Raw genomic sequence first — 22,619 nt, forward strand, 5'->3', positions numbered from 1 at the left:
GCCGCTTCAGCTCGGGCTGGAGCGGCCGGTCATTTCGCGCGCCATCTCGGTGGCATAACTGTCGGTCATGCCGGCGATGAAGTCTGTTACGCGCAAGAAGGAACGATAGAGCGTCCAGCTCGGGTCCGGCGCGTAGTGACTCAGCAAGTCGAGGATGCGCTGGTTCTTGAACGAGGGCGTGCTCTGACGGTGCTGTTCCAGCACGGCGCCACAGAAGGAATTCAGCAGGATTTCCAGGGTGGTGTAGGCGCCGATCTCGTGTAGCGTCTTGCGCTTGTCCTGGAAGATCTTTTCCCGCGCCATACCTTTGGCCCGCTGCACGCAGCGCTTGGCCCGGCCATGCATGTGCTCCACCAGATCGCCTTGCAGGGTGCCTGCGAGCAGGGCCGGTTCCTGCTCGACGAAGGCTCGTGCGGCGGCATTGGTCAGGTGTTCGATGGCCTTGCCGCGCAGGATCGCCATCTTGCGCCGGCGGGAGTCCTTCGGGCCGAGCTGGCGGTAGGTTTCCGGCAGGTCGTCGCCGACCAGGTCAAGCAGCAGCGCTTCCACTTCGCTGTAGTCGAGCAGCTCCATTTCCACACCGTCTTCCAGGTCGATCAGGCCGTAGCAGATATCGTCCGCGGCCTCCATCAGGTAGACCAGCGGATGGCGCGCCCAGCGTTCGTCTTCCAGTTGCGGCATGCCCAGCTTCTGGGTGATCTGCTCCAGCAGCGGCAGCTCGCTGCGGTAGCAGCCGAACTTGTGCTTCTTGTATCCCAGGGAGTCGGCGTGGCGCGCTGTCCAGGGGTACTTCAGGTAGGTGCCGAGGGTGGCGTAGGTCAGGCGCGTGCCGCCGTCGAACTGGTGGTATTCGAGCTGGGTGAGGACACGGAAGCCCTGGGCGTTGCCTTCGAAGTGCAGGAAGTCCGAGCGCTCTCCGTCGCTCATGCCATCCAGCCAGCCGCGCCCGGCGGCCTGCTGGAACCAGTGGCGGATCGCATCTTCGCCGGAGTGGCCGAAGGGCGGGTTGCCGATGTCGTGAGCCAGGCAGGCGGACTGCACGATCACGCCCAGGTCCGCCGGGTCGCACCATTCCGGCAGGCGGTCGCGGATGATCTCGCCGACGCGCATGCCCAGTGAGCGGCCGACGCAGCCGACCTCCAGCGAGTGAGTCAGGCGGGTATGGATGTGGTCGTTGCTCGATACCGGGTGTACCTGGGTCTTGCGGCCCAGGCGGCGGAAGGCACCGGAGAAGATGATACGGTCGTGGTCCTTGTGGAAGGCGCTGCGGCCGAGTTCGGCGCTGCTGTGCACCGGTTTGCCGAGGCGCTCCCGGGGGAGCAGGGTATGCCAATCCATTCTTCTTTCCGCGATCGAGAGAGTTACCGGCAACGCTAGCCGTTCGCGCCGGCAATCTCAATCGCGACGCTAGAGGCCTTCAGCGTCGATGTCGATGAGGAGAAGGCGTCGCCCCTGGTCGATGAACTGGCCTGCGGTCATGCAGTACTGGTTGGTGGTGGCGTCGCGGTAGGTGTTGGAGAGCGTCAGGCGGCGCTCCTCCCAGCCCTCGGCGAGCAACTGGTAGAAGTAGGGGCGCCAGGACCAGTTGTGTCCCAGATACCGACGGTTCTCCTTCCAGAACAGGCCGTTCCATTCCAGGTTGGGTGAGGTCTGGGTACCGTGGCGGTCGCATTGGTAGATGCGCAGAAGACGGCTGAAGGACTCCGGCACCGGTGGCAGGCTGCTGAGGATGGCGCCACTTTCAGCCCAGGGGCGCAGCATGTCCATCAGCTCGGCGAGTTGCCGGCGCAGTTGGATGAGGTTGGCGCGCTCGTGCAGTTTGCGGCGCACATAGCGATCGCGGTGTTGGGCGAAAGATTCGCGGAAGGCGTCGCTGGCAGGGAGTTCCAGCGCTGGCTTGGCGAACAGGTAGCCCTGCACGTAGCGAGCGCCGCACTCCAGGGCGAAATCCATTTCCTCTTCGGTCTCCACGCCCTCGGCGATGATCCAGCAGCCGGTTTTCTCGGCCATCTGTGCCAGGGCTTTCACCACTTCGCCGCTGGGGCCGCCGCGGGCGGCTTCCTGAAACAGGCGCATGTCCAGCTTGAGGATGTCCGGTTGCAGCGCCAGGACTCTGTCCAACTGCGAGTAGCCGGCGCCGAAATCATCGATGGCGATTCGCGCGCCTGCATCCCGATAGCGCGCGACCACTTCCGGCAGACGCCGATGGGCGCCGCCCAGTTCGGTAATCTCGAACACCACGCGCTCCGGCGATACGCCTTGTTGCTGTAATTGCTTGAGGCTGGGCAATGGTTGGTTGGGGCGCAGGCGGCTGATCCAGCGCGGCGAGATGTTCAGGCTGAGGAACCAGTCCTTGGGCGCTTCGTGGATGCGGGCGAGGGCGGCGTCACGGATTTGCCGATCGAGACGGCGTAGTTCAGCCAGGCCGACGCGCGGGTTGAAGAACAGCGGGCCGACCGAGAGGAGATCGCCGTTGTCCTGGCGTAGCCGTCCGAGTGCCTCGACCCCGGCGATCAGTCCGGTCGCGGTGTCGATGAAGGGCTGGAAGCAGGCTGTTGGTTGCCCGTCGATCAAGGGACACATCCTTAGTGGCGTGACAGGAAGCGCCGTGGCGCGGATTCCTGTCACAAAGCAAGAATGTGGCCAGTCTAGTCGTCAGAGGCGCGCCGAGGGGCCGGCGGGCCTTGCGGATCAGGTTTACTGCGCATCTGCAGAATGATCGGTACGAGGGCGATGCCTACTCGCAGCAAGCGACTCCATCGGCGTTTACGGCCGAGTAGCAGCGCCAGTGCGGCGGCCCCGCCGGCCCCCCAAAGCGGAGCGCTGCCGCTCAGGCCGCTGCGCAGGTTCTGGCCGAGGCTGCGGGCCTGCTTCAGAGGCTGTAGCAGCAATTCGCCTTCCTGGCGGATTTGCTGGCGCTGCATCTCCAGGCGCAGGCGGATGATGGCCTTGCGCAACTCGGTACGGGTCAGGTTGCGGGCGTCCGGCATTTCGCTCATGGCAACAGTCGCTCCCGGTCTCGGGCCAGTTCTTCGAGGGTGGCGCTGAACGGCGAGCTCTCGTCGCTGATCAGCCTGTGCAGGCGCCAGGCGCAGAGCAGGCTGCCGCCAACATAGAAGAGGCAGAGCCCGATAGCAGCCTGCAGGCGGTAGCTGTCCCAGAAGACAATCAGCACCAGCACCGACAGCGCCACCAGCAGAAGCAGGGCGAAGACCAGCGCGAGGCCCGCCATCAGCAGCATCTGCACGGTGCGGGACTTCTGCTCCTGCAGCTCGATGCCGAGCAGTTCGACGTGCCCGTGCAGCAGGCCGAGAATCGCGGCGCCGAAGCGCCGCGGGGAAGGGGAGTTGGCCGAAGTCTTCGGCCCGGCGTCCATTCCGTCGCTCATCGATCAGCGCCGGCTGACCAGCAGGCCGAGAAGGAAGCCGATACCGGCGGCGATGCCCACGGCTTGCCACGGGTGGTCACCGACGTAGTCCTCGGTGGCATCCACGGCGGCCTTGCCCTGGTCGCGCACGGAGTCCTTGGTGGAGTAGATGGCGTCACGAGCGCGTTTGAGGCTCTCGTGGATCTGTGCGCGCATCTGGTCGGCTTCGGCGCCCGCCAGTTCGGCGGAGCTTTGCAGGAGTTTTTCGGTGTCGCTGACGAGGGCCTGGAATTCGGCCAGGAGTTCATCCTTGGCGGAGTTCGCTGCGGTCTTGCGAGGCATGTGATGCTCCTTGTGCGAGTTGCGGTTCCTGGTTTTCGAGCCCGAGAGGGGCGGGAAAGTTTCTCATAAATTCACGATGGGCCAGCTCCTGTGTGCGAGTTGAAGCCTAGTCGCTGATTGTTTTGCCGGTGGTATGCCGCTTGCATTTCTCTGGTGCGCATGGAGAGCCGAGCGCCCCACGGCGGGGCGTTCCCGGTGCCTGGAAGGGCCGGGAATAGACGCTCAAACCACTGAAAAACATAAGGAAGTACAGGAAATTGCAACGCTGACCAGAGTGCCCGTGGGCCATTCTGGTTCAGTGCTCGGCTCCCCGGTGGTGCAGCGCTGCTTCAGTGTGGTGCGACGCTGGGTCGCCGCGAGCCGTTTTGGTGCTTTCCCTTTGACCTCCGGGGCTGCCTGTAGCGATGGAAAACCTCAATAGTGCCGTAGAGACGCTGGTCCACGGCTCCAACACGCTGTTCCTCCTGATGGGCGCGGTCATGGTGCTGGCCATGCACGCGGGCTTCGCCTTCCTGGAAGTGGGCACGGTGCGCCTGAAGAATCAGGTGAACGCCTTGGCGAAGATTCTCTCGGACTTCGCGATCTCGACCCTGGCGTACTTCTTCGTCGGCTACTGGATCGCCTATGGCGTCACTTTCCTGCAGCCGGCAGCGACCCTGGCGAACGAAAACGGCTACGTGCTGGTGAAGTTCTTCTTCCTGCTGACCTTCGCTGCGGCGATTCCCGCGATCATTTCCGGCGGGATCGCCGAGCGCGCCAGATTCGGGCCGCAGCTCTGCGCCACGGCGCTGATCGTCGCCTTCATCTATCCGTTCTTCGAGGGGCTGATCTGGAACGGCAACTTCGGCCTGCAGGGCTGGCTGAAGGTTGAGTTCGGTGCGGCCTTCCATGATTTCGCCGGCTCCGTGGTGGTGCATGCCTTTGGCGGTTGGCTGGCGCTAGCGGCGGTGGTCCTGCTGGGGCAGCGCAATGGTCGTTATCGCGAGGGTCGATTGGTCGCTTTCGCGCCGTCGAATATTCCGTTCCTCGCGGCGGGTTCCTGGATCCTCATTGTCGGCTGGTTCGGCTTCAACGTGATGAGCGCTCAGTCCCTGGCCGGCGCCAGCGGGCTGGTGGCGGTGAACTCGTTGCTGGCGATGGTCGGCGGCACCGTGGCGTCGCTGCTGGTCGGGCGTAACGACCCTGGCTTCCTGCACAACGGGCCGCTGGCAGGGTTGGTGGCGGTCTGCGCCGGTTCCGACCTGATGCACCCCATCGGGGCACTGGCGACCGGCATGGTGGCGGGCGCTTTATTCGTCTGGGCTTTCACCGCGACCCAGGTGCGCTGGAAGATCGACGATGTACTCGGCGTCTGGCCGCTGCACGGCCTGTGCGGTGCCTGGGGTGGCATCGCCTGCGGTATCTTCGGCCAGCAGGCGTTGGGCGGTCTGGGTGGGGTCAGCCTGGCCAGTCAGGCGATCGGTACGCTGCTGGGTGTGGTCGTCGCCTTTACCGGTGGCCTGCTGGTGTACGGCCTGGTGAAGTCGGTTGTCGGCATCCGCCTGACGAAAGAAGAGGAGTACTACGGCGCCGACCTGTCGATCCACAAGATTGGGGCGCTCAGTCAGGACTGAAAGTATTGTAGGAGCGAGCTTGCTCGCGAGCCGTTTCGTATCGAAGCAACCCCCGAGGGAGGTTCGCGAGCCAGCACGCTCCTACGAAGAACAGGCAAGAAAAAGCCCGGCATCTGCCGGGCTTTTTCATCATGCCGTGGGGGTTACCAGAGCGGCATGGTGTAGCTGACGATCAGACGGTTCTCGTCGTAATCGTTGGTGTAGTTGGTGCGCATGGTCGCATTACGCCACTTCAAGCCCAGGTTCTTCAGCGGGCCGTCCTGGAAGACGTAGGCGATATCGGTGTCGCGCTCCCATTCCTTGCCTTCGCCATCGGTGGTGATCAGGTCGATGTTGTCGCCTTTCACGTAGCGGGTCATGAAGGTCAGGCCGGGAATGCCGAGGCCGGCGAAGTTGTAGTCGTAGCGCGCCTGCCAGGATTTCTCGTCCTTGTTGGCGAAGTCGCCGATCTGGATGTAGTTCACCAGGTAGGGGTCGGTACCGTTGATGTAGGCGAAGCCGGTGTCGCCGCTCATCTTCTGGTAGCCCAGCCCGAAAGCATGGTAGCCCAGGGCGTAGGTGAACATGGCGTTGAGCGCCTTGTTGTCGACGTTGCTGCCGCCGTCGTCATCGGACTTGGCCCAGCGGATGTCGGACTTCAGCGATTGCTTGTCGGCGATCGGCAGCACATGGATCAGGTTCAGGTAGTGCTGCTTGTAGAGGTCTTCCAGGCCGCCGTAGTGGTAGCTGGTGCTCAGGCTGTCGGTCCACTTGTAGGTGAGGCCGCCGAACAGGAACTTGTTGGAGGTGAGGCTATCGCCGAGCTTGATGTTGCGCTTGCCGCCGCCGGTGATGGTCATGTCCTCGTAGTCCGAGGAATCGCGCTGGTTGACCTGATAGAGGCGGCCACCGTCGACGGTCAGGCCGTCGAGTTCCGCGGAGTTCAGGGCGAAGCCGCTGAAGGTCTGCGGCAGCAGGCGGGTGTCGTTGAACTGCACCACCGGCATCTTCGGCATCAGGGTGCCGCCCTTCAGGGTGGTCTTGGACGCGCGCAGCTTGGCGGTGACGCCCAGGTCGCCGTAGCTGTCCTCGGCGCGCTTGTCGCTGGAGGAGCGTTGCAGCAGGCCGGTGCCGCTGCGGTCAGGCGAGGAATCGAGTTTCAGGCCCAGCGTGCCCAGGGCGTCGACGCCGACACCGATGGTACCGTCGGTGTAGCCGGACTCGTACTTGAGGATGAACCCTTGGGCCCATTCCTCTGCCTTGTTCTGGGCAGGGGGCGGGCTGTCCTGGCGGAAGTCGCGGTTGAAGTAGAAATTACGCAGTTCGACGCTGGCCTTGCTGTCCTTGATGAAGTCGGCGTGGGCGAGTGTCGGAACGATAAAGCTGGTACCCAGCGTGGCCAAAGCCACGGCACGGGCGATCGGGGTCTTGCTCATTGTTATTGTCTCCTCGAGCGCTTGGGGCAGTCTGATAATGCCGGTTGGATCAGGGCCGACATGTCAACCTGTTACAGCCTATCTACTAAATCATTACCGAATGTTGACGACTCTTAGACCTTAGTCGCTGATTAGTGAGCTGCCTATTGAAGCGCTGAGTGGTGACTGGCGTGGCTTTCACTCGATCCAGCGGGGGTAGTAGCCGAGTTTGTCCTGCACCTCGGCGTCATGGGCGGGCACGACGGTCAGCTTTGGATAGGCAAGCATCAGTGCGTGCACACGGGCCACTTCGGCCAGGGTCTGGTCACGGTCGCTGTCCACTAGTTTGCGGCTGACCCAGAACTTCTCGTGAGGGCCGGTGAAGCCGGACAGCCGCCAGGTGGTGTCGCCGCTGAAGAAGAAGCGCCGGCCGTCATCGAGGGTGATGAACAGGCCGACCGAGCCGGGCGTATGGCCGCGCATCGGCACCAGAACCAGGCTGCCGTCACCGAACAGGTCGAGGCTGCGGTCGTAGCTCAGGAACGGACCGGATTCGAACTGGAAGGGCATCCACTTCACCGGATGGCGGAACTGGCTGGGGAATACTGCCGGTGGCTGGGCGATGTGTGCGTAGTTGATCTCGTCATAAGTCGCCCAGACCGGGACTTCAGGGAAGTCAGACAGGGCCGAGGCATGGTCCCAGTGGGCGTGGGAGAGGATGATCCGGTCGATGCGGATTCCGCTGCCCTGCAGCTGCTCGCGTGCCGGCTTCAGGCCTTCGTAGCGGAACAGCGGTTTGTCCCACCAGGGCATGTCCTGCTTGAACTGGGCGTCCGCCTGGCTGCCCAGGCCGGTGTCGAAGAGCAGGGTGGCGGCGTGGTGCTGAACCAGCACGGCGGTGTGGTTCATCGGGACCTTCCGCGTCCAGTCGCCGTCAGCCACAGTGAAGGCATCCAGCGTGGTGATGCCTGAGGTTCGGATCAGCGAGAAACGCAGGTCGGCGGCCTGGAGGTTCAGGCAGGTGAGGGCGAACAGCCCAGCCAGCAAGAGGGATGGCAGACGCATCGGCAATACCTTTTCGTGGAACGGAGGAGGGCGCCGCCTTGTGGGCAGCGCGGCCAACCAGAAGATCGAGTCAGAAGGCGGGTTGCGCGACGTAGCCAGGCAGGGCGCGAACGCGGGTCAGCCAGTCCTGTACATAGGGATAGGCGGACGGTTCCAGGCCGCCTTCCGGTGCCAGAGTGACGTAGGGATAGACGGCAATGTCGGCGATGCTCGGCTTGTCCGTCTGCGCCAGCCAGCGATGATCGGCCAACGTCGCGTCCAGCAACTCCAGCGCATGGCGGCCCTTGGCCTGGGCGGCGGCCAGGTCGCCGGGGCGCTTGAACAGTTGGATCACCCGCGCCATCGCCAGGCCGTGCTGTACCTCGTTGGCCGAGAAGCTCAACCAGTTGGCGATGCGGCCCTGGCTAATGGCGTCCTGCGGGTTCCAGTGCGGCTCGGCGTACTGCCGGGCGAGGTAGGCGAGGATGGCATGGGAGTCGCCCAGGCGCAGTTCGCCATCCTCCAGCGCGGGTACCTGGCCGCGCGGGTTGATCGCCAGGAAGGCCGGTCGCTTGTGCGCCCCGCCCATCAGGTCCACCGGCAGCAGCTCGGCTTTCTGGCCGATGAGCCCGAGGAACAGGCGAACCTTGTAGCAGTTACCGGAAAGTGCGACGTCGTGGAGCTTCATGGCGAAAGTCCTGTGCAGTGGTGTGGGGTGGTGCAATAGATATTAGACAGACAGGTCTGTATAGTTCAAGTGAAATGACCACCCGCCAATCGACCTTCGCGCTGACGCTGCCGGAAACGGCCCGGCTCCCCATGGGGGCCAAGCCTCGCGCATAATGTCCGGTCAGGAGGTAATGCCATGGCATCCAGCAAACGCGAACTGCTGCTCAACACCGCCCAGGATCTGTTCTACCGCGAGGGCTACCACGCCACCGGCATCGACCGCATCCTCGCCGAGTCGGGCGTCGCGAAGATGACGCTGTACAAGCACTTCAAGTCCAAGGACGAACTGATCATGGCGGCGCTGGAGCAGCGTCACGCCCGCATGGTCGAGCGGATGGAAGTGGCTGAACGCATTCTCGCGCCCCGTGAGGCGATCCTGGCGATCTTCGACGGCTTGCAGGAGGTGCTGAACAGCCCGGACTTCTGCGGCTGCGCCTTCATCCACGCCGCCGGCGAATTCCATGACCGCGAACACCCCATTCACCAGCAGGCCGCCGAGCACAAGGCCTTCCTTGGCCGTTTCTTCGCCGCCCAGCTATCGCGCCTTGGCGCCGCAGAGCCGGAAGCCCTGGCCCGCCAGTTGCAGTACCTGCTCGAGGGCGTGCTAGTGATGGCGCACATGCAGGGCCCGGCGCAGCAGGGGCGAGAAGCCCGCGCCGTGGCAGACACTCTGCTCAAGCACGCCGGAGTCTGAACCCATGCCGCCAACCCTGGAGCCCTCCATGCCCCCGGAATGCCAACTATTCGGCACCCTCGGCTGCCACCTCTGCGAAGTGGCCGAAGCGGTGCTGATGCCCTTTGTCGAGCACGGCCTGCTGGTCGAACTGGTGGACATCGCCGACCGCGAGGAATGGGTCGAGCAATACGGCCTGACTATCCCCGTATTACGTCGCTGCGATTCCGGTGGCGAACTCAACTGGCCCTTTGATGCCGAACAGGTCGCCGCCTTCCTCAGCCGCTGATGCATTCGCTATCGGTCCACCGTGAGAATGGCGAGCTGGCCGTGAGTGCGTCCCCGCCGCTGGCGTTGCGCAAGTCCGGGCGGCTTGGAGTCGCCCATGAAAAAGCCCGTCCTGTTGGACGGGCTTTTTCATGCCTACGAGTTCTTCATTGGGGGAAAATCGCAGGCAATAAAAAACCCGCCGTTAGGCGGGTTTTTCGGGATTTGGTCGGAGCGACTGGATTCGAACCAGCGACCTTCTCGTCCCGAACGAGACGCGCTACCAAGCTGCGCTACGCTCCGTTTGATGGCGCGCATTCTACCGAAAAACTTTTGATGCACAAGGGGTTAGCGAAAATTTTTTGAAAATAACTTGGTCCCCCCGTGAAAACACGAACGCCCCGCAGACCGATCAGGGCCAGCGGGGCGTTCTCATCCGCGGGGGAATCAGAGGTCCTTGACGGTCCGTACCTGATCCTTGTTCACACGGGCGGTTTTACCATCCAGCTGTTCGAACTCATAGAAGCCGGATTCTTCGTCGTACTGGGGTTTGTCGACCGACTGAATCTCACGACCATCGTTCAGGGTGATGACGGACGGAGTGGAGCAACCAGCGAGCACTCCGAAGCCCAGGGCGAGCAGGAAGGCGGGAAGCATCCGTTTGTTCATGAGTGAATCTCCTGATGAGCGAACAAAAAGGTACGAAAAGTCTGACCGACGGTTTCGCGCCATAGTTCCCGGAAAATTTTCCAATGCGTTGCTATCGGGCGTGATAGAGCAGCTCGGGGGTATTCAGATTAGCCAGACGCGGATCTTCGGCCGGGCAATCCACCGCTTGCAGGCCCAGGTTGGAGAATACATGGCGCGGGCTGCGGTCGCCCTGATGCCAGGCTTCTTCTATCCGTGCGCGCAGGGTCAGCGGAATGATGCTGAACAGCGGTTCCCACTGCGTGCCGCAGCGCAGCATATGCACCACGTCCGGTGCGGCGGCTGATGCGAGCAGTAGGCGCTCAAGCAACTCGGCATCCAGACGTGGCGCATCGCAGGGCAGTACCAATAGATGAGGGTGACGTGCGGCGGCAAGGCCCGCGCGGATACCGGCCAGCGGGCCGGGGAAGTCCACGCTGTCGTCCTGCACCAGGCGGTCGGCGAAGCCGGCATAGACGTCCGCGTTGCGGTTGCAGGAGATGATCAGGTCGTCGCTGAAGGGGCGGGCGAGGGCGGCGGCATAGCTCACCAGCGGGCGGCCTTGCCAATCCAGCAGGCCCTTGTCCTGGCCGCCCATGCGCTGGCCGCGTCCACCGGCGAGAATCAGGACGGAACAGGGGGGCAGCAGGGCTTGTGGCATGTCAGGGTCTCCGGAACGGGCCTGTGATATAACACCGCGCATTCCCACCTCACAAGCAAGGGCCCTCATCATGAGCCACAAGGCCGAGCAGCCATTCGTCCCGCTGAACATCGCCGTCCTCACCGTCAGCGACACCCGCACCCTGGAAACCGACACCTCCGGCCAGCTGTTCGTCGACCGCCTGAAGGCCGCCGGGCACAACCTGGCTGCCCGCGTCCTGCTCAAGGATGACCTCTACCGCATCCGCGCCCAGGTCGCGACCTGGATCGCCGAGGATGAAGTGCAGGTCGTGCTGGTCACCGGCGGCACCGGCTTCACCGGCCGCGACAGTACCCCGGAAGCCGTGACCTGCCTGCTGGATAAAGTGGTGGACGGCTTCGGCGAGCTGTTCCGGCAGATTTCCGTGGCCGACATCGGCACCTCCACCGTGCAGTCCCGCGCGCTGGCTGGCCTGTCCAACGGCACCCTGGTCTGCTGCCTGCCGGGCTCCACCAATGCTTGCCGCACCGCCTGGGACGGCATCCTCGGCGAGCAACTGGATGCCAGCCACCGCCCGTGCAACTTCGTGCCGCACCTGAAGAAGGCGGCGCCCTGCGAGAGCCGCGGATGAGCTGCTGCGACAAGCCTGGCCTGCTGCCGGTCGAGGACGCCCTGGCGCGCCTGCTGACCCTGGCCGAGCAATCCCCGATCCTCGACAGCGAAACCCTGCCGCTGGCGGAGGTGGACGGCCGCGTTCTGGCCGAGCCGCTGCTGGCTGGCCTGGATCTGCCGCCGTGGCCGAATAGCGCCATGGACGGCTATGCGCTGCGCCAGGCCGATTGGCAGGGCGAGGCGCTGCCGGTCAGCCAGAAGATCTTCGCCGGGCAGGCGGGGGAGCCGCTGCAGCCGGGTACCTGTGTGCGCATCTTTACCGGCGCGCCGGTGCCTGAAGGCGCCGACTGCGTCGAGATGCAGGAAAACGTCGAAGTGCTGGACGATGGCCGCGTGCGTTTCCGCGAAGCGCTCAAGGTTGGCCAGCATATACGCCCGCAAGGCCAGGAAACCCGCAAGGGTGACTGTGTGCTGCCGGCAGGCACGCGCCTGGGCCCCATAGAGATCGGCCTGGCCGCCTCGCTCGGTCAGGCCGAGCTGAAAGTCCGTCGCCGCCCGCGCGTGGCTTTGCTTTCTACCGGCGACGAGTTGGTCGAACCAGGCCGGCCGCTGGCGCTGGGGCAGATCTACAACAGCAACCGCCATCTGCTGCGCACCTGGCTGCAGCGTTTCGGTTGTGAAGTGGTGGATGCCGGCATCCTGCCGGACGACCTGGAGCGCACCCGCGCGGCACTGGCCGGATTGTCGAATGTGGACCTGATCCTCTCCACCGGCGGTGTGTCCGTCGGCGAGGCGGACTTCCTCGGCGCGGCCCTGCGCGAAGCGGGCGAGCTGGCGCTGTGGAAGCTGGCGATCAAGCCGGGCAAGCCGCTGACCGTCGGGCATTACCAGCAGGTGCCGGTGATTGGCCTGCCGGGCAACCCTGCGTCCACCCTGGTGACCTTTGCGCTGCTGGCGCGGCCCTACCTGATGCGCCGTCTCGGCATGCAGAAGGTCGAGCCGTTGCGCCTGCAGGTGCCGGCGGGCTTCCACTGGACCAAGCCGGGCAACCGCCGCGAGTACCTGCGCGCTCGTCTGGAGAATGGCCGCGCGGTGCCTTACGCCAACCAGAGCTCCGGCGTGCTGCGCAGCGCGGCCTGGGCGGAGGGGTTGGCGGAGGTGCGCGAGGGGATGACGCTCGCGGAGGGTGATTGGCTGGCGTTCATTCCGTTCAGCGAGTTGCTGGACTGAATGTAGGAGCGGACTCTGTCCGCGATGTCTTGTCAGCCGCTCCTTGGGTGAGCCTGGCGTGGCGATCAGCCAATCGCGGACGGAGTCCGCTCCTACGCAAGGCCGAACCCGCTTGCGGTTCGATGAAAAACGCCGGTCTCAGACCGGCGTTTTTTTATTCAGCTGGCGATATTCGCCGGGTGTCTGGTCGGTCCAGCCCTTGAAGCTGCGGTGGAACGAGCGCGATTCGGTGAAGCCCAGGTATTGGGCGATGTCCTGAATCGGCAGGTCGCTGTGCACCAGGTAGTGCTCGGCCAGTTCCTGGCGCAGTTCGTCGAGGATCTGCTGGTAGCTGGTGCCGGCCTGCTGCAGGTGGCGCTGGAGGGTGCGCACGGTCATCTCGAAGCGCTCGGCGACTCGCTCCTTGCGCGGCAGGCCATCCTTGAGCAGCAGGCGCAGGGCGTTCTTCACCCGTAGCGGCAGCGGTTCGTCGTCATCCAGTTCGGCCATTAGCGCCAGGGCATGCTCTTCCAGGGTGCGCAACAGGTTGGCGTCGGCCTGGCGCAGTGGGTAGGCCAGCAGGTTCAGTGGCACCAGCAGCGCGCTGCAGGTTTGTGCGAAGCGCACCGGGCAGCCGAACAACTGCTCGTACTCGGCAATGTCGGTGCCTTCAGGCTGCGCGTGCTCGAACCAGACTTCCTGCGGCGAGCCCTGGGTGTCGGCGATCCAGCGGGCATAGAGCAGCCAGGACGCCAGCACGTTTTCTACCATGTGTCGGCGAATCTGCTCGGCCTCGTGGCGGCAGTTCCAGATCAGCTTGATGTGGCCTTCGCCGGGCTCCAGGCGGCTGACGCCCATGTCGCCGACCAGCTTTTCGTAGGGAATGATGCGGCCCATGGCCTCGCCCAGGTTGGCGCAGTTCATGGTGATGTAACCCAGCACGCTCCACGAGCCGGGCTGCACGAAGCGCGCGGAGTGCAGGCCGAACAGCGGATCGCCGGAGTGCGCGCACAGGTGTTGCAGCAGGCGCTCGTGGGCCTCGCTGGGCAGGCGCTGGCTGTTGTCGCTCAGTTGCGAGCGCTCGAGACCCGCGGTCTCAAGGGCGATGTCCAGGTCCATGCCGAGGGACTCGGCGTGGCGCAGGTACTTCAGCAGTGCGGGGACGGAGGTATAGCCGAGGGAATGCATGGCGTTCGTTCTTGTTCTTCGGTGTCTCGATCGGCAACTGCGCCTGTCTTGATCCGACAGTGACAGGGCAGGGCGGCTGGCTAGTATAGGCAGCCATTACGCGGCACCGAAATAGCAATCGAAATAGCGGGTTCAGACCCTGAACAAGAAGGAGCGGGCATGCGACGCTGGAACGGCTGGGGTGAAGAAACGACGGTGGTGGAACTGCCCGATAACGGGCGCGGCTTTCTCGCCGAGCTGGTCGGCCCTGGCCTGACGCTGCCGGACGCGACGCTGGAACAGGTGCTGGCCAAGGTGCCGGCATCGCGCCTGCCCGAGCATCCGCTGGTGGTGCGGGAGGCCCGTGATCGCCTGCTGCACGCCCGCGGCCAGAGCCTGCCGGACTGGCTGGCGATGCGCGAAGGTGACTTCGGCGTGTTCCCCGATGGCGTGGCCTACCCGCAGACCGCCGAGCAGATCCGCGAGCTGCTGAAGTTCGCCGAACTCTGGGACTGCCTGGTGATTCCCTACGGCGGCGGCACGTCGGTGGCCGGCCACATCAACCCGCCGGTGTCCGACAAGGCGGTGCTCACCGTTTCCCTGGAGCACATGAACCGCCTGCTGGAGCTGGACGAGCAGAGCCTGATCGCCACCTTCGGCCCCGGCGCCAACGGCCCGCAGGTGGAAAGCCAACTGCGCGCCCGTGGCTACACCCTCGGCCACTTCCCGCAGTCCTGGGAGCTCTCGACCCTCGGTGGTTGGGTCGTCAGCCGTTCCAGCGGCCAGCAGTCGCTGCGCTATGGGCGCATCGAGCAATTATTCGCTGGCGGCACCCTGGAAACCTTCGCCGGCAGCCTGGAAATCCCGACCTTCCCGGCGTCCTCCGCCGGCCCCGACCTGCGCGAAGTGGTGATGGGCTCCGAAGGCCGTTTCGGCATTCTCTCGTCGGTGAAGGTGCGGGTGACGCGCATCGCCGAAGACGAGCGCTTCTATGCAGTGTTCCTGCCCTCCTGGGAGCAGGCGCTGGAAGGCATCCGCACCCTGGTGCAGGCGCGTGTGCCACTGTCCATGCTGCGCCTCTCCAACGCCATCGAGACCACTACCCAACTGGCGCTGGCCGGCCATCCGGGGCAGATCGCCTGGCTGGAGCGCTACCTGAAGTTGCGTGGTGCGGCCGAGGGCAAGTGCATGTTGACCTTCGGCGTCACCGGCGACCGCGCCCAGAACGCGACTTCGCTGCGCGCCGCGCGCCGCTTGCTCAAAGGCTTCGGTGGCGTATTCACCGGCACCCTGCTGGGCAAGAAGTGGGCGCAGAACCGCTTCCGCTTCCCCTACCTGCGCGAGGCGCTGTGGGAGAACGGCTACGTGGTCGACACCCTGGAAACCGCCACCGACTGGTGCAACGTCGACAACCTGCTCAATCGCATCGAGGGCAGCCTGCGCGACGGGCTGGCCGCCGAGGGCGAGCGCGTGCACGTGTTCACCCACCTGTCCCACGTCTATGGCGAAGGGTCGAGCATCTACACCACCTACGTGTTCCGCCCGGCCGGCAGTTACGCCGAGACTCACGAGCGCTGGCGCAAGCTCAAGCAAGCCGCCAGCCAGACCATCGCCAACAACCGCGGCACCATCAGCCACCAGCACGGCGTGGGCAAGGACCACGCGCCGTATTTGCCAGTAGAGAAGGGCCCGCTGGGCATGGCCGCGATCAAGGTGCTGGCCGAGCATTTCGACCCGTCCGGCCGGCTCAACCCCGGCACCCTGCTGCAGGACTGAGCCGATGCCTGCCTGGAATGCGGCATGGCGCGCCGAGGCGTTGCCGGAGCTGGCGGCGCGCGACTGGGACCTGATCGTGGTCGGTGGCGGCATCACCGGCGCCGGCATCCTGCGTGAAGCCGCGCGGCGTGGCTGGCGCTGCCTGTTGATCGAGCAGCGCGACTTCGCCTGGGGCACCTCCAGTCGCTCTTCGAAGATGGTCCACGGCGGCCTGCGCTACATCGCCAAGGGCCAGTTCGGCCTGACCCGCGACTCGGTGCGCGAGCGCCAGCGCCTGCTGGGCGAGGCGCCGGGCTTGGTCGACCCGCTCAGTTTCATCATGCCGCACTACCAGGGCGGCTTCCCCGGCCCACGTGTGTTTGGCACGCTGCTGTCGCTGTACGACGCGCTGGCAGGGCGGCGCAATCATCTGTTCTATCGCCTGGAAGAGCTGCGCTACGTGGCGCCGGGTCTGAAGGAAGACCGTCTGCTGGGCGGTACCCGCTTCCAGGACGCTGTCACTGATGACGCACGCCTGGTGATGCGCGTGCTTGGCGAGGCGCGCGCCGAAGGCGGCGAAGCGCTGAACGGCCTGAAGGTGATCGAGCTGGATCGCCGCGACGGCCGTGTGCAGGGGCTGGTCGCCGAGGACAGCGAGAGCGGCGAGCACTTCACCTTCCGCGCCCGCGCAGTGGCGCTGGCCACCGGCGCCTGGGCTGATGCCTTGCGGCAGAAGCACGGCAGCGAGCACATTCGCCCGCTGCGTGGCAGCCACCTGCTGCTGCCGGCCTGGCGCCTGCCGGTCGCCCATGCCTTCAGTTTCATGCACGGGCAGGATAAACGCCCGGTGTTCGTCTTCCCCTGGGAGGGCGCGACCGTGGTCGGCACCACCGACCTCGATCACCGCGACACGCTGGATGACGACGCGGCCATCAGCCGCGAGGAAGTGGACTACCTGCTGGCGGCCTGCGCACAACAGTTCCCCTCTGCCCAGATCAGCGCGGCGGATGTGCGCTCCACCTGGGCCGGCGTGCGCCCGGTGGTCAGCGATGGCGCGCCGTCGCTCAAGCCCTCGGACGAGAAGCGCGAGCACGCGCTGTGGGTCGAGCCCGGCTGCGTGACCCTGGCCGGCGGCAAGCTCACCACCTTCCGCCTGCTGGCACTGGAGGTGCTCGCGGCCTGCGCGCCGATGCTGGAGCGCCCGGTGGAAGCGGCGGGCGAACAGGTCTTCGCTTCTATCGAAGACCTTGCGCTGCCGGGGCTGACACCGCCGCAGCAGCGTCGCTTGCGCGGTCGCCACGGCCGTGCACTGCCGGAGCTGGCGCGGGTACTGAAAAGCGTGGGCAGCGAATGCATCGGCCACACCGATTCGCTCTGGGCCGAGCTGGCCTGGGCGGCGGAAGGCGAGCTGGTGCTGCACCTGGATGACCTGCTGCTGCGCCGCACCCGCATCGGCCTGTTGCTGGCCGACGGCGGCGCCCACGAGCTGCCAAGCATTCGCGCACTGTGCCAGCCACGCCTGGGCTGGGACGACGCGCGCTGGAAACGCGAAGAACAGGACTACCAGGCCTTGTGGCGTCGCTGCTACAGCCTTCCGCACTGACCGAGAGTCCCATTTACCGAGAGACGCATGGATAACAACAACTACCTGCTGGCCATCGACAATGGCACTCAGAGCGTGCGCGCACTGCTCTTCGATCTCCAGGGCAACCTGGTGGGCAAGGGCAAGGTCGAGCTGGAAGCCTATTTCTCCTCGCAGCCCGGCTGGGCCGAGCAGCACCCGGACTACTACTGGGAGCAGTTGGGCGAGGCCTGCAAGCGCTTGTGGGCCAGCGTGGACATCGACCGCAGCCGCATCCGTGGCGTATCGCTGACGACCCAGCGCGGCACGGTGATCCATGTCGACGAAGCGGGCCAGGCCCTGCGCCCGGCGATCATCTGGCTGGACCAGCGGCGCGCCGAGCTTGGCGAATCGATCAAGGGCCCCTGGGGCTGGCTGTTCAAGCTGGTGGGCGCGCAGGGTGCGGTGGACTACTTCCGTACCCAGGCCGAAGTGAACTGGGTCGCCCAGCAGCAGCCGGACATCCACCGGCGCACGCACAAGGTACTGCTGCTCTCCGGCTTCCTCACCCAGCGCCTGTGTGGGCGCTACGTGGACTCGGTGGCCTGTAGCGTTGCCTACCTGCCGTTCGACTACAAGAAACTGCAATGGGCCGCGCCGCGGGACTGGAAATGGCAGGCCCTGGACGTGCGCCGCGAGCAACTGCCGGAGCTGTTCAAACCGGGTGAAACACTGGGCTCGATCACCGCCGAGGCCAGCCGCCTGACGGGCATTCCCGAGGGCCTGCCGCTGATCGCCGCTGGCGCCGACAAAGCCTGCGAAGTGCTCGGCGCGGGCGCCATCGACCCGACCGTGGCCTGCCTGTCCTACGGCACCACCGCGACCATCAATACCACCCGTTCGCGCTACCTGGAGACCATCCCGCTGATCCCGCCGTACCCGGCGGCGATTCCCGATCACTTCAACACCGAGGTGATGATCTACCGCGGCTTCTGGATGGTCAGCTGGTTCAAGCGCGAGTTCGGCCTGCGCGAGATGCAGCGCGCCGAAGAGCTGGGCATCGAGCCGGAGAAGCTGTTCGACGAACTGGTCAACAGCGTGCCCGCCGGCTCCATGGGCCTGATGTTGCAGCCCTACTGGACGCCGGGCATCCGCGAGCCGGGGCTGGAGGCGAAGGGCTCGATCATCGGTTTCGGCGACGTGCACACCCGCGCGCACATCTATCGCGCCATCCTCGAAGGCCTGGCCTACGCGCTGCGCCAGGGCAAGGAGCGCATCGAGAAGCGCTCCGGCACCCGCATCCAGCGCCTGCGGGTGGCTGGCGGCGGTTCGCAGAGCGATGCGGCGATGCAGCTGACTGCCGACATCTTCGGCCTGCCGGCGGAGCGGCCGCACGTCTACGAGGCTTCCGGCCTCGGCGCGGCCATCGATTGCGCGGTGGGGCTCAAGCTCTACCCGGACTTCTCCAGCGCCATCGCCGCCATGACCCGCGTCGGTGATGTCTTCCACCCGCGCCCCGAGGCGCAGCGCACCTACGAGCGGCTGTACAACGAGGTCTACCAGCGCATGTACAAGCAGCTCAAGCCGCTGTACCAGAGCATTCGGGAAATCACCGGCTACCCGGCCTGAGCGGCAAATTAAGCTTGAGGAAATTTCCTCCCGCTAATCTGAGTCCATATCCAGTGGACTATTCGGTCAGTGAACTATTCGTTCAGTGAACCTAGCGGGAGGAAACCCACCATGACGCCACCCAAGGCCCTGCTGATCCTGCATGGCAAGCAAGCCGCCAACGAAGAAGTGCGCGCCGCCGTGTTGGCCACGCGCAAGGCGGGGCGAGAGCTGGATGTCAGGGTGACCTGGGAAGGCGGGGACGCCCGGCGGCTGGTGGAGGAGGGGCTGGCGGCGGGCTACACGACGCTGATTGCCGGTGGCGGCGATGGCACCGTGCGCGAAGTCGCCGAGGCGCTGGCCCAGGCTGGCGGCAAGGCCAGCCTGGCGGTCCTGCCACTGGGCACCGCCAATGATTTTGCCCGTGCTGCCGGCGTGCCGCTGGAGCCGGCCGCCGCGCTGGCGCTGCTGGACGTACCGGCGCGCCCCATCGACCTGGGCGAAGTGGACGGGCAGCTGTTCCTCAATATGGCCACCGGCGGCTTCGGCTCGAAGGTCACGGCCAACACCCCGGAAGACCTGAAGAAGCTGCTCGGCGGCGCGGCCTACCTGCTCACCGGGCTGACGCGTTTTTCCGAGGTGCATGCGGCGCAAGGTCGCTTCAGCGGGCCGGGTTTCAGCTGGGAGGGCGAGTTCCTTGCCCTGGGCATCGGTAACGGCCGGCAGGCGGGCGGCGGGCATGTGCTCTGCCCGCAGGCGATGGCGGACGACGGGCTGCTGGACGTGAGCATCCTGCCGACGCCGCAGGACATGGTCGGCACTCTCGGCGCGCTGCTGGGCAGCGGGCTGGGCATCCAGGACCTGTTCGTCCGCGCGCGCCTGCCCTGGGTCGAGGTGGAGGCCCGCGAGGGATTGGACGTCAACCTCGACGGCGAACCTTTGGAAGGCCGAAAAATGCGCTTCGAAATACGCCCGGCGGCGATCACCCTGCACCTGCCGGCGGACTCGCCGCTACTCTCTTCCTCCGGGCGGCTCGGCGCGCCGAAGGGATGATCGGTCTGGCCCGGGCCGGGCAAGTCGTGCATGATGGCGCACGGCCATTATCTTGTTTCGGAGGATGCGGCCGATAGCGTTCCCGCACGACTCATTCCGAATCTGGAGCAGGCATGGCCGGTATTCTCGACACTGTCGATCAACGCACCCAACTGGTAGGCGAGAACCGCCTGGAAATCCTGGTCTTCCGCCTGGCCGGGCGGCAGCAGTTCGCGATCAACGTGTTCAAGGTGCAGGAAGTGCTGCAACTGCCGCGCCTGACCCTGATCCCGCAGCGCCACCCGATGATCTGCGGGGTGATCAACCTGCGCGGCCAGACGTTGCCGGTGATCGACCTGTCCCGCGCCATCGGCATGCGCGCGCTGACCCCGGATGCCAACAGCACCATCATCGTCACCGAGTACAACCGCTCGGTGCAGGCCTTCCTAGTGGGCGGGGTGGAGCGCATCCTCAACCTCAATTGGGAGGCGATCCAGCCGCCGCCCGGTGGCGCTGGTCGCCAGCATTACCTGACCGCGATCACCAAGGTGGAAGACCGCCTGGTGGAGATCATCGACGTGGAGAAGGTGCTCGCCGAGATCGTGCCGATGAACACCCGCGTTTCCAGCGATCGCCTGGACGACACTCTGCTCAGCCAGACCCGTGGCCGCGAAGTGCTGGTGGTGGATGATTCCAGCGTCGCCATTTCCCAACTGCGTGACACGCTCGGCCAGCTTGGCCTGCGCCTGAACGTGGCGACCGACGGCCTGCGCGCGCTCAACCAGCTCAAGCGCTGGGCGGACGAAGGCCACGACATGGAAGAGAAGCTGCTGATGGTTTTCACCGACGCCGAGATGCCGGAAATGGACGGCTACCGGCTGACCACCGAGATCCGCAACGACCCGCGCCTGCGTGACCTCTACGTGGTGCTGCACACCTCTCTGTCGGGCAGCTTCAATGACGCCATGGTGAAGAAGGTCGGCTGCGACGACTTCCTCTCCAAGTTCCAGCCGGACCAACTGGTGGAAGTGGTGCGTCGCCGGTTGCAGAAAGTCCCCGCCTGACGCTGATTTTCTTGTTGTAGGAGCGCGCTTGCTCGCTCCTACAACAAGCCCGCCTCCCGCACGATCCCGCCCCGTTTGCTACAAGACTTTGCACTCTGTTACAGGATGAAGTGGTTTTGGCTCGCAAGGCCAGTTACAAGCGCCCAAGAGGCCGAAACAATCGGCCCACCCCCAGTTGGAGAATAATGACAATGACCAACGATCCCTTGCTGACGCTTTTCATGCCCATCGCCCTGGGCATCATCATGCTGGGCCTCGGCCTGTCCCTGACCATTGCCGACTTCGCCCGCGTGGTGCGCTATCCCAAGCCGGTGCTCATCGGCCTGGTCTGCCAGATCATCCTGCTGCCCCTGGCCTGCTTCCTCATCACCGTTGGCTTCGCCCTGGAAGCGGCGCTGGCCGTGGGCATGATGCTGCTCGCCGCCTCCCCCGGCGGCACCACCGCCAACCTCTACAGCCACCTGGCCCACGGCGACGTGGCGCTGAACATCACGCTGACCGCGGTGAACTCGGTGATCGCCATTCTCACCATGCCGCTGATCGTCAATCTGTCGCTGCTGTACTTCATGAACGACGGCCAGACCATCCCGCTGCAGTTCGCCAAGGTGGTGCAGGTGTTCATCATCGTCCTCGGCCCGGTGGCCATCGGCATGCTCGTGCGGCGCCTGCTACCGGGCGTAGCGGCGGCGTTGCAGAAGCCGGTGAAGATCCTCTCCGCACTGCTGCTGGCGGTGATCATCGGCGTGGCCGTGACCAAGGACTGGCAGACCTTCCTCGTCTATGCGCCCATCGTCGGCGCGGCGGCGCTGTGCTTCAACCTGCTGAGCCTGGCCGTGGGCTACTGGATGCCGCGCCTGCTCAAGCTATCCAAGCCGCAATCCATCGCCATCGGCATGGAGATCGGCATCCACAACGGCACCCTCGCCATCGCCCTGGCGCTCAGCCCGATGCTGCTGAACAACAAGACCATGGCGATCCCGGCCGCCATCTACGGCGTGCTGATGTTCTTCACCGCTGGCCTCTTCGGCTGGTGGGTCAGCCGGGGTGTGGCCAAGACCGCGCCGGAGCAAGCGGCTGCCTGACATGCTGCTCCCCCTGTAGGCGTTGGCGTTCCTACAGGGAGAGTTGTTAACGGGATTTCTCCTACATGCTGATGAGGAAAGTACGGTAGGACTGCTTCCTGCACAGGATGAGAATTTGGCCATCGCGCTCACCGGGGCCGGTGCAGCGAGCCAACTCACTCATGCAGGAAACCCTCAGATGAAAAAGTCCCTGATTGCCTTCGCCACCCTGGCTGCTCTGTCCGCTTCCGCCATGCACGCACAGGCTTCCGATGGCACCATCAACTTCAACGGCAAGGTCCAGGACGTCACCTGCACCATCAAGATCAACGGCGCAGGCACGGGTGATGGCACCGTCACCCTGCCCACGGTCTCCAAGACTTCCCTGGCCGGCGTCGGCACCACCGGCGGCGACACCACCTTCACCATCGACCTCTCCGGTTGCACTGGCAGCGAAGTCAGCGGCAACCCTGGTGTGGCCGTGTTCTTCGAGCCTGGCGCCAACGTCACTTCCCAGGGCCGCCTGAAGAACATCGGCAGCGGGGCGCCGGAAGTCGACCTGGCGATCTTCCGCAATGGTTCGGCTCTGCAACTGGGCGCTGCGCCGGCCTCGGCATTCACTAATATCTCGGGTACCGGCGCGAGCATGCCCTTCACCGTGAAGTACTACTCCAACTCGGCCACCCCGAGCGCGGGCGAAGTGAAATCCAGCGTGACCTATTCGATCGTTTACCCGTAAGTCGAACGCACCCCGGCACTACCCGGCGAAGGCTGATGCTCGGCCTTCGCCGGGT

23 protein-coding genes and 1 tRNA gene are annotated in these 22,619 nt (G+C 65.2%); 12 read left to right on the forward strand and 12 right to left on the reverse strand.

Going from position 1 to position 22,619, the window contains the following annotated elements; all coding sequences use genetic code 11:
* Positions 1–6: 6 nt before the first annotated feature.
* The 5 genes from CTR55_RS10295 to CTR55_RS10315 all read right to left on the reverse strand — a co-directional run bounded on the left by CTR55_RS10295 (position 7) and on the right by CTR55_RS10315 (position 3,709).
* Positions 7–1,338, reverse strand: a complete 1,332-nt coding sequence (locus CTR55_RS10295; protein WP_296285877.1) for a deoxyguanosinetriphosphate triphosphohydrolase — start codon at positions 1,336–1,338, stop codon at positions 7–9.
* Between the two features lie 69 nt (positions 1,339–1,407).
* On the reverse strand, positions 1,408–2,574 hold the full coding sequence (locus tag CTR55_RS10300) for an EAL domain-containing protein (RefSeq protein ID WP_296285878.1): 1,167 nt from the start codon (positions 2,572–2,574) through the stop codon (positions 1,408–1,410).
* Positions 2,575–2,648: 74 nt separating this feature from the next.
* On the reverse strand, positions 2,649–2,999 hold the full coding sequence (locus CTR55_RS10305) for a hypothetical protein (RefSeq protein ID WP_296285879.1): 351 nt from the start codon (positions 2,997–2,999) through the stop codon (positions 2,649–2,651).
* Positions 2,996–3,376, reverse strand: a complete 381-nt coding sequence (locus CTR55_RS10310; protein WP_296286513.1) for a phage holin family protein — start codon at positions 3,374–3,376, stop codon at positions 2,996–2,998. Before CTR55_RS10310 ends, CTR55_RS10305 begins: the two co-directional genes overlap by 4 nt.
* A gap of 15 nt (positions 3,377–3,391) precedes the next feature.
* Complete coding sequence (locus CTR55_RS10315) at positions 3,392–3,709, reverse strand: YqjD family protein (protein ID WP_296285880.1); 318 nt, start codon at positions 3,707–3,709, stop codon at positions 3,392–3,394.
* A 404-nt stretch (positions 3,710–4,113) separates the two neighbouring features.
* Here CTR55_RS10315 and CTR55_RS10320 point away from each other — a divergent pair, with 404 nt between their 5' ends.
* Positions 4,114–5,322 (forward strand): ammonium transporter, encoded by a 1,209-nt coding sequence (locus CTR55_RS10320; protein ID WP_296285882.1) that lies wholly within the window; start codon positions 4,114–4,116, stop codon positions 5,320–5,322.
* A gap of 143 nt (positions 5,323–5,465) precedes the next feature.
* Here CTR55_RS10320 and CTR55_RS10325 read toward each other — a convergent pair whose 3' ends face one another.
* The 3 genes from CTR55_RS10325 to CTR55_RS10335 all read right to left on the reverse strand — a co-directional run bounded on the left by CTR55_RS10325 (position 5,466) and on the right by CTR55_RS10335 (position 8,448).
* Positions 5,466–6,737 carry an OprD family porin gene (locus CTR55_RS10325; RefSeq protein ID WP_296285884.1) on the reverse strand — a complete coding sequence of 424 codons (1,272 nt, stop codon included), beginning with the start codon at positions 6,735–6,737 and terminating at the stop codon, positions 5,466–5,468.
* A gap of 177 nt (positions 6,738–6,914) precedes the next feature.
* On the reverse strand, positions 6,915–7,781 hold the full coding sequence (locus CTR55_RS10330) for an MBL fold metallo-hydrolase (protein WP_296285886.1): 867 nt from the start codon (positions 7,779–7,781) through the stop codon (positions 6,915–6,917).
* A gap of 70 nt (positions 7,782–7,851) precedes the next feature.
* Positions 7,852–8,448 (reverse strand): glutathione S-transferase family protein, encoded by a 597-nt coding sequence (locus CTR55_RS10335; RefSeq protein ID WP_296285888.1) that lies wholly within the window; start codon positions 8,446–8,448, stop codon positions 7,852–7,854.
* A gap of 177 nt (positions 8,449–8,625) precedes the next feature.
* On the opposite strand from CTR55_RS10335, the gene CTR55_RS10340 reads away from it, so the two are divergent.
* Both CTR55_RS10340 and CTR55_RS10345 read left to right on the forward strand, forming a co-directional pair.
* Positions 8,626–9,183, forward strand: coding sequence for a TetR family transcriptional regulator (locus CTR55_RS10340; protein WP_296285890.1), 558 nt, complete (start codon positions 8,626–8,628; stop codon positions 9,181–9,183).
* 28 nt (positions 9,184–9,211) lie between these two features.
* On the forward strand, positions 9,212–9,451 hold the full coding sequence (locus CTR55_RS10345) for a glutaredoxin family protein (RefSeq protein WP_296285892.1): 240 nt from the start codon (positions 9,212–9,214) through the stop codon (positions 9,449–9,451).
* 204 nt (positions 9,452–9,655) lie between these two features.
* On the opposite strand, the gene CTR55_RS10350 is transcribed toward CTR55_RS10345, so the two are convergent.
* The 3 genes from CTR55_RS10350 to mobA form a co-directional block, all read right to left on the reverse strand.
* A tRNA-Pro gene (locus CTR55_RS10350) sits at positions 9,656–9,732 on the reverse strand.
* 144 nt (positions 9,733–9,876) lie between these two features.
* Positions 9,877–10,098, reverse strand: a complete 222-nt coding sequence (locus tag CTR55_RS10355) for a YgdI/YgdR family lipoprotein (protein WP_296285893.1) — start codon at positions 10,096–10,098, stop codon at positions 9,877–9,879.
* Positions 10,099–10,189: 91 nt separating this feature from the next.
* Positions 10,190–10,777, reverse strand: coding sequence for a molybdenum cofactor guanylyltransferase MobA (gene mobA, locus CTR55_RS10360; RefSeq protein WP_296285895.1), 588 nt, complete (start codon positions 10,775–10,777; stop codon positions 10,190–10,192).
* 70 nt (positions 10,778–10,847) lie between these two features.
* On the opposite strand from mobA, the gene moaB reads away from it, so the two are divergent.
* Together moaB and glp are read left to right on the forward strand one after the other, a co-directional pair.
* Entirely contained in the window at positions 10,848–11,387 is a 540-nt protein-coding gene (moaB, locus tag CTR55_RS10365) for a molybdenum cofactor biosynthesis protein B (protein WP_081519428.1), read from the forward strand.
* The gene (gene glp, locus CTR55_RS10370; protein ID WP_296285897.1) at positions 11,384–12,598 is read left to right on the forward strand and encodes a gephyrin-like molybdotransferase Glp; all 1,215 of its coding nucleotides are present in this window, start codon (positions 11,384–11,386) and stop codon (positions 12,596–12,598) included. Before moaB ends, glp begins: the two co-directional genes overlap by 4 nt.
* 138 nt (positions 12,599–12,736) lie before the next feature.
* On the opposite strand, the gene CTR55_RS10375 is transcribed toward glp, so the two are convergent.
* Entirely contained in the window at positions 12,737–13,765 is a 1,029-nt protein-coding gene (locus CTR55_RS10375) for an AraC family transcriptional regulator (RefSeq protein ID WP_296285898.1), read from the reverse strand.
* A gap of 159 nt (positions 13,766–13,924) precedes the next feature.
* On the opposite strand from CTR55_RS10375, the gene CTR55_RS10380 reads away from it, so the two are divergent.
* The 7 genes from CTR55_RS10380 (at position 13,925) to CTR55_RS10410 (ending at position 22,564) form a co-directional block, all read left to right on the forward strand.
* Positions 13,925–15,520 carry an FAD-binding oxidoreductase gene (locus tag CTR55_RS10380; protein ID WP_296285899.1) on the forward strand — a complete coding sequence of 532 codons (1,596 nt, stop codon included), beginning with the start codon at positions 13,925–13,927 and terminating at the stop codon, positions 15,518–15,520.
* 4 nt (positions 15,521–15,524) lie between these two features.
* Positions 15,525–17,102, forward strand: a complete 1,578-nt coding sequence (locus tag CTR55_RS10385) for a glycerol-3-phosphate dehydrogenase/oxidase (protein ID WP_296285901.1) — start codon at positions 15,525–15,527, stop codon at positions 17,100–17,102.
* A gap of 27 nt (positions 17,103–17,129) precedes the next feature.
* On the forward strand, positions 17,130–18,689 hold the full coding sequence (locus CTR55_RS10390; RefSeq protein ID WP_296285903.1) for an FGGY-family carbohydrate kinase: 1,560 nt from the start codon (positions 17,130–17,132) through the stop codon (positions 18,687–18,689).
* A gap of 111 nt (positions 18,690–18,800) precedes the next feature.
* Entirely contained in the window at positions 18,801–19,721 is a 921-nt protein-coding gene (yegS, locus tag CTR55_RS10395) for a lipid kinase YegS (protein WP_296285906.1), read from the forward strand.
* 113 nt (positions 19,722–19,834) lie between these two features.
* Complete coding sequence (locus tag CTR55_RS10400) at positions 19,835–20,764, forward strand: chemotaxis protein CheV (RefSeq protein WP_296285908.1); 930 nt, start codon at positions 19,835–19,837, stop codon at positions 20,762–20,764.
* 191 nt (positions 20,765–20,955) lie between these two features.
* Positions 20,956–21,846, forward strand: coding sequence for a bile acid:sodium symporter family protein (locus CTR55_RS10405; RefSeq protein WP_296285909.1), 891 nt, complete (start codon positions 20,956–20,958; stop codon positions 21,844–21,846).
* Between the two features lie 178 nt (positions 21,847–22,024).
* Positions 22,025–22,564, forward strand: coding sequence for a fimbrial protein (locus CTR55_RS10410; protein ID WP_296285911.1), 540 nt, complete (start codon positions 22,025–22,027; stop codon positions 22,562–22,564).
* Positions 22,565–22,619: the final 55 nt, after the last annotated feature.

Source organism: Pseudomonas sp. (assembly GCF_002796985.1).
Taxonomy (GTDB): domain Bacteria; phylum Pseudomonadota; class Gammaproteobacteria; order Pseudomonadales; family Pseudomonadaceae; genus Pseudomonas.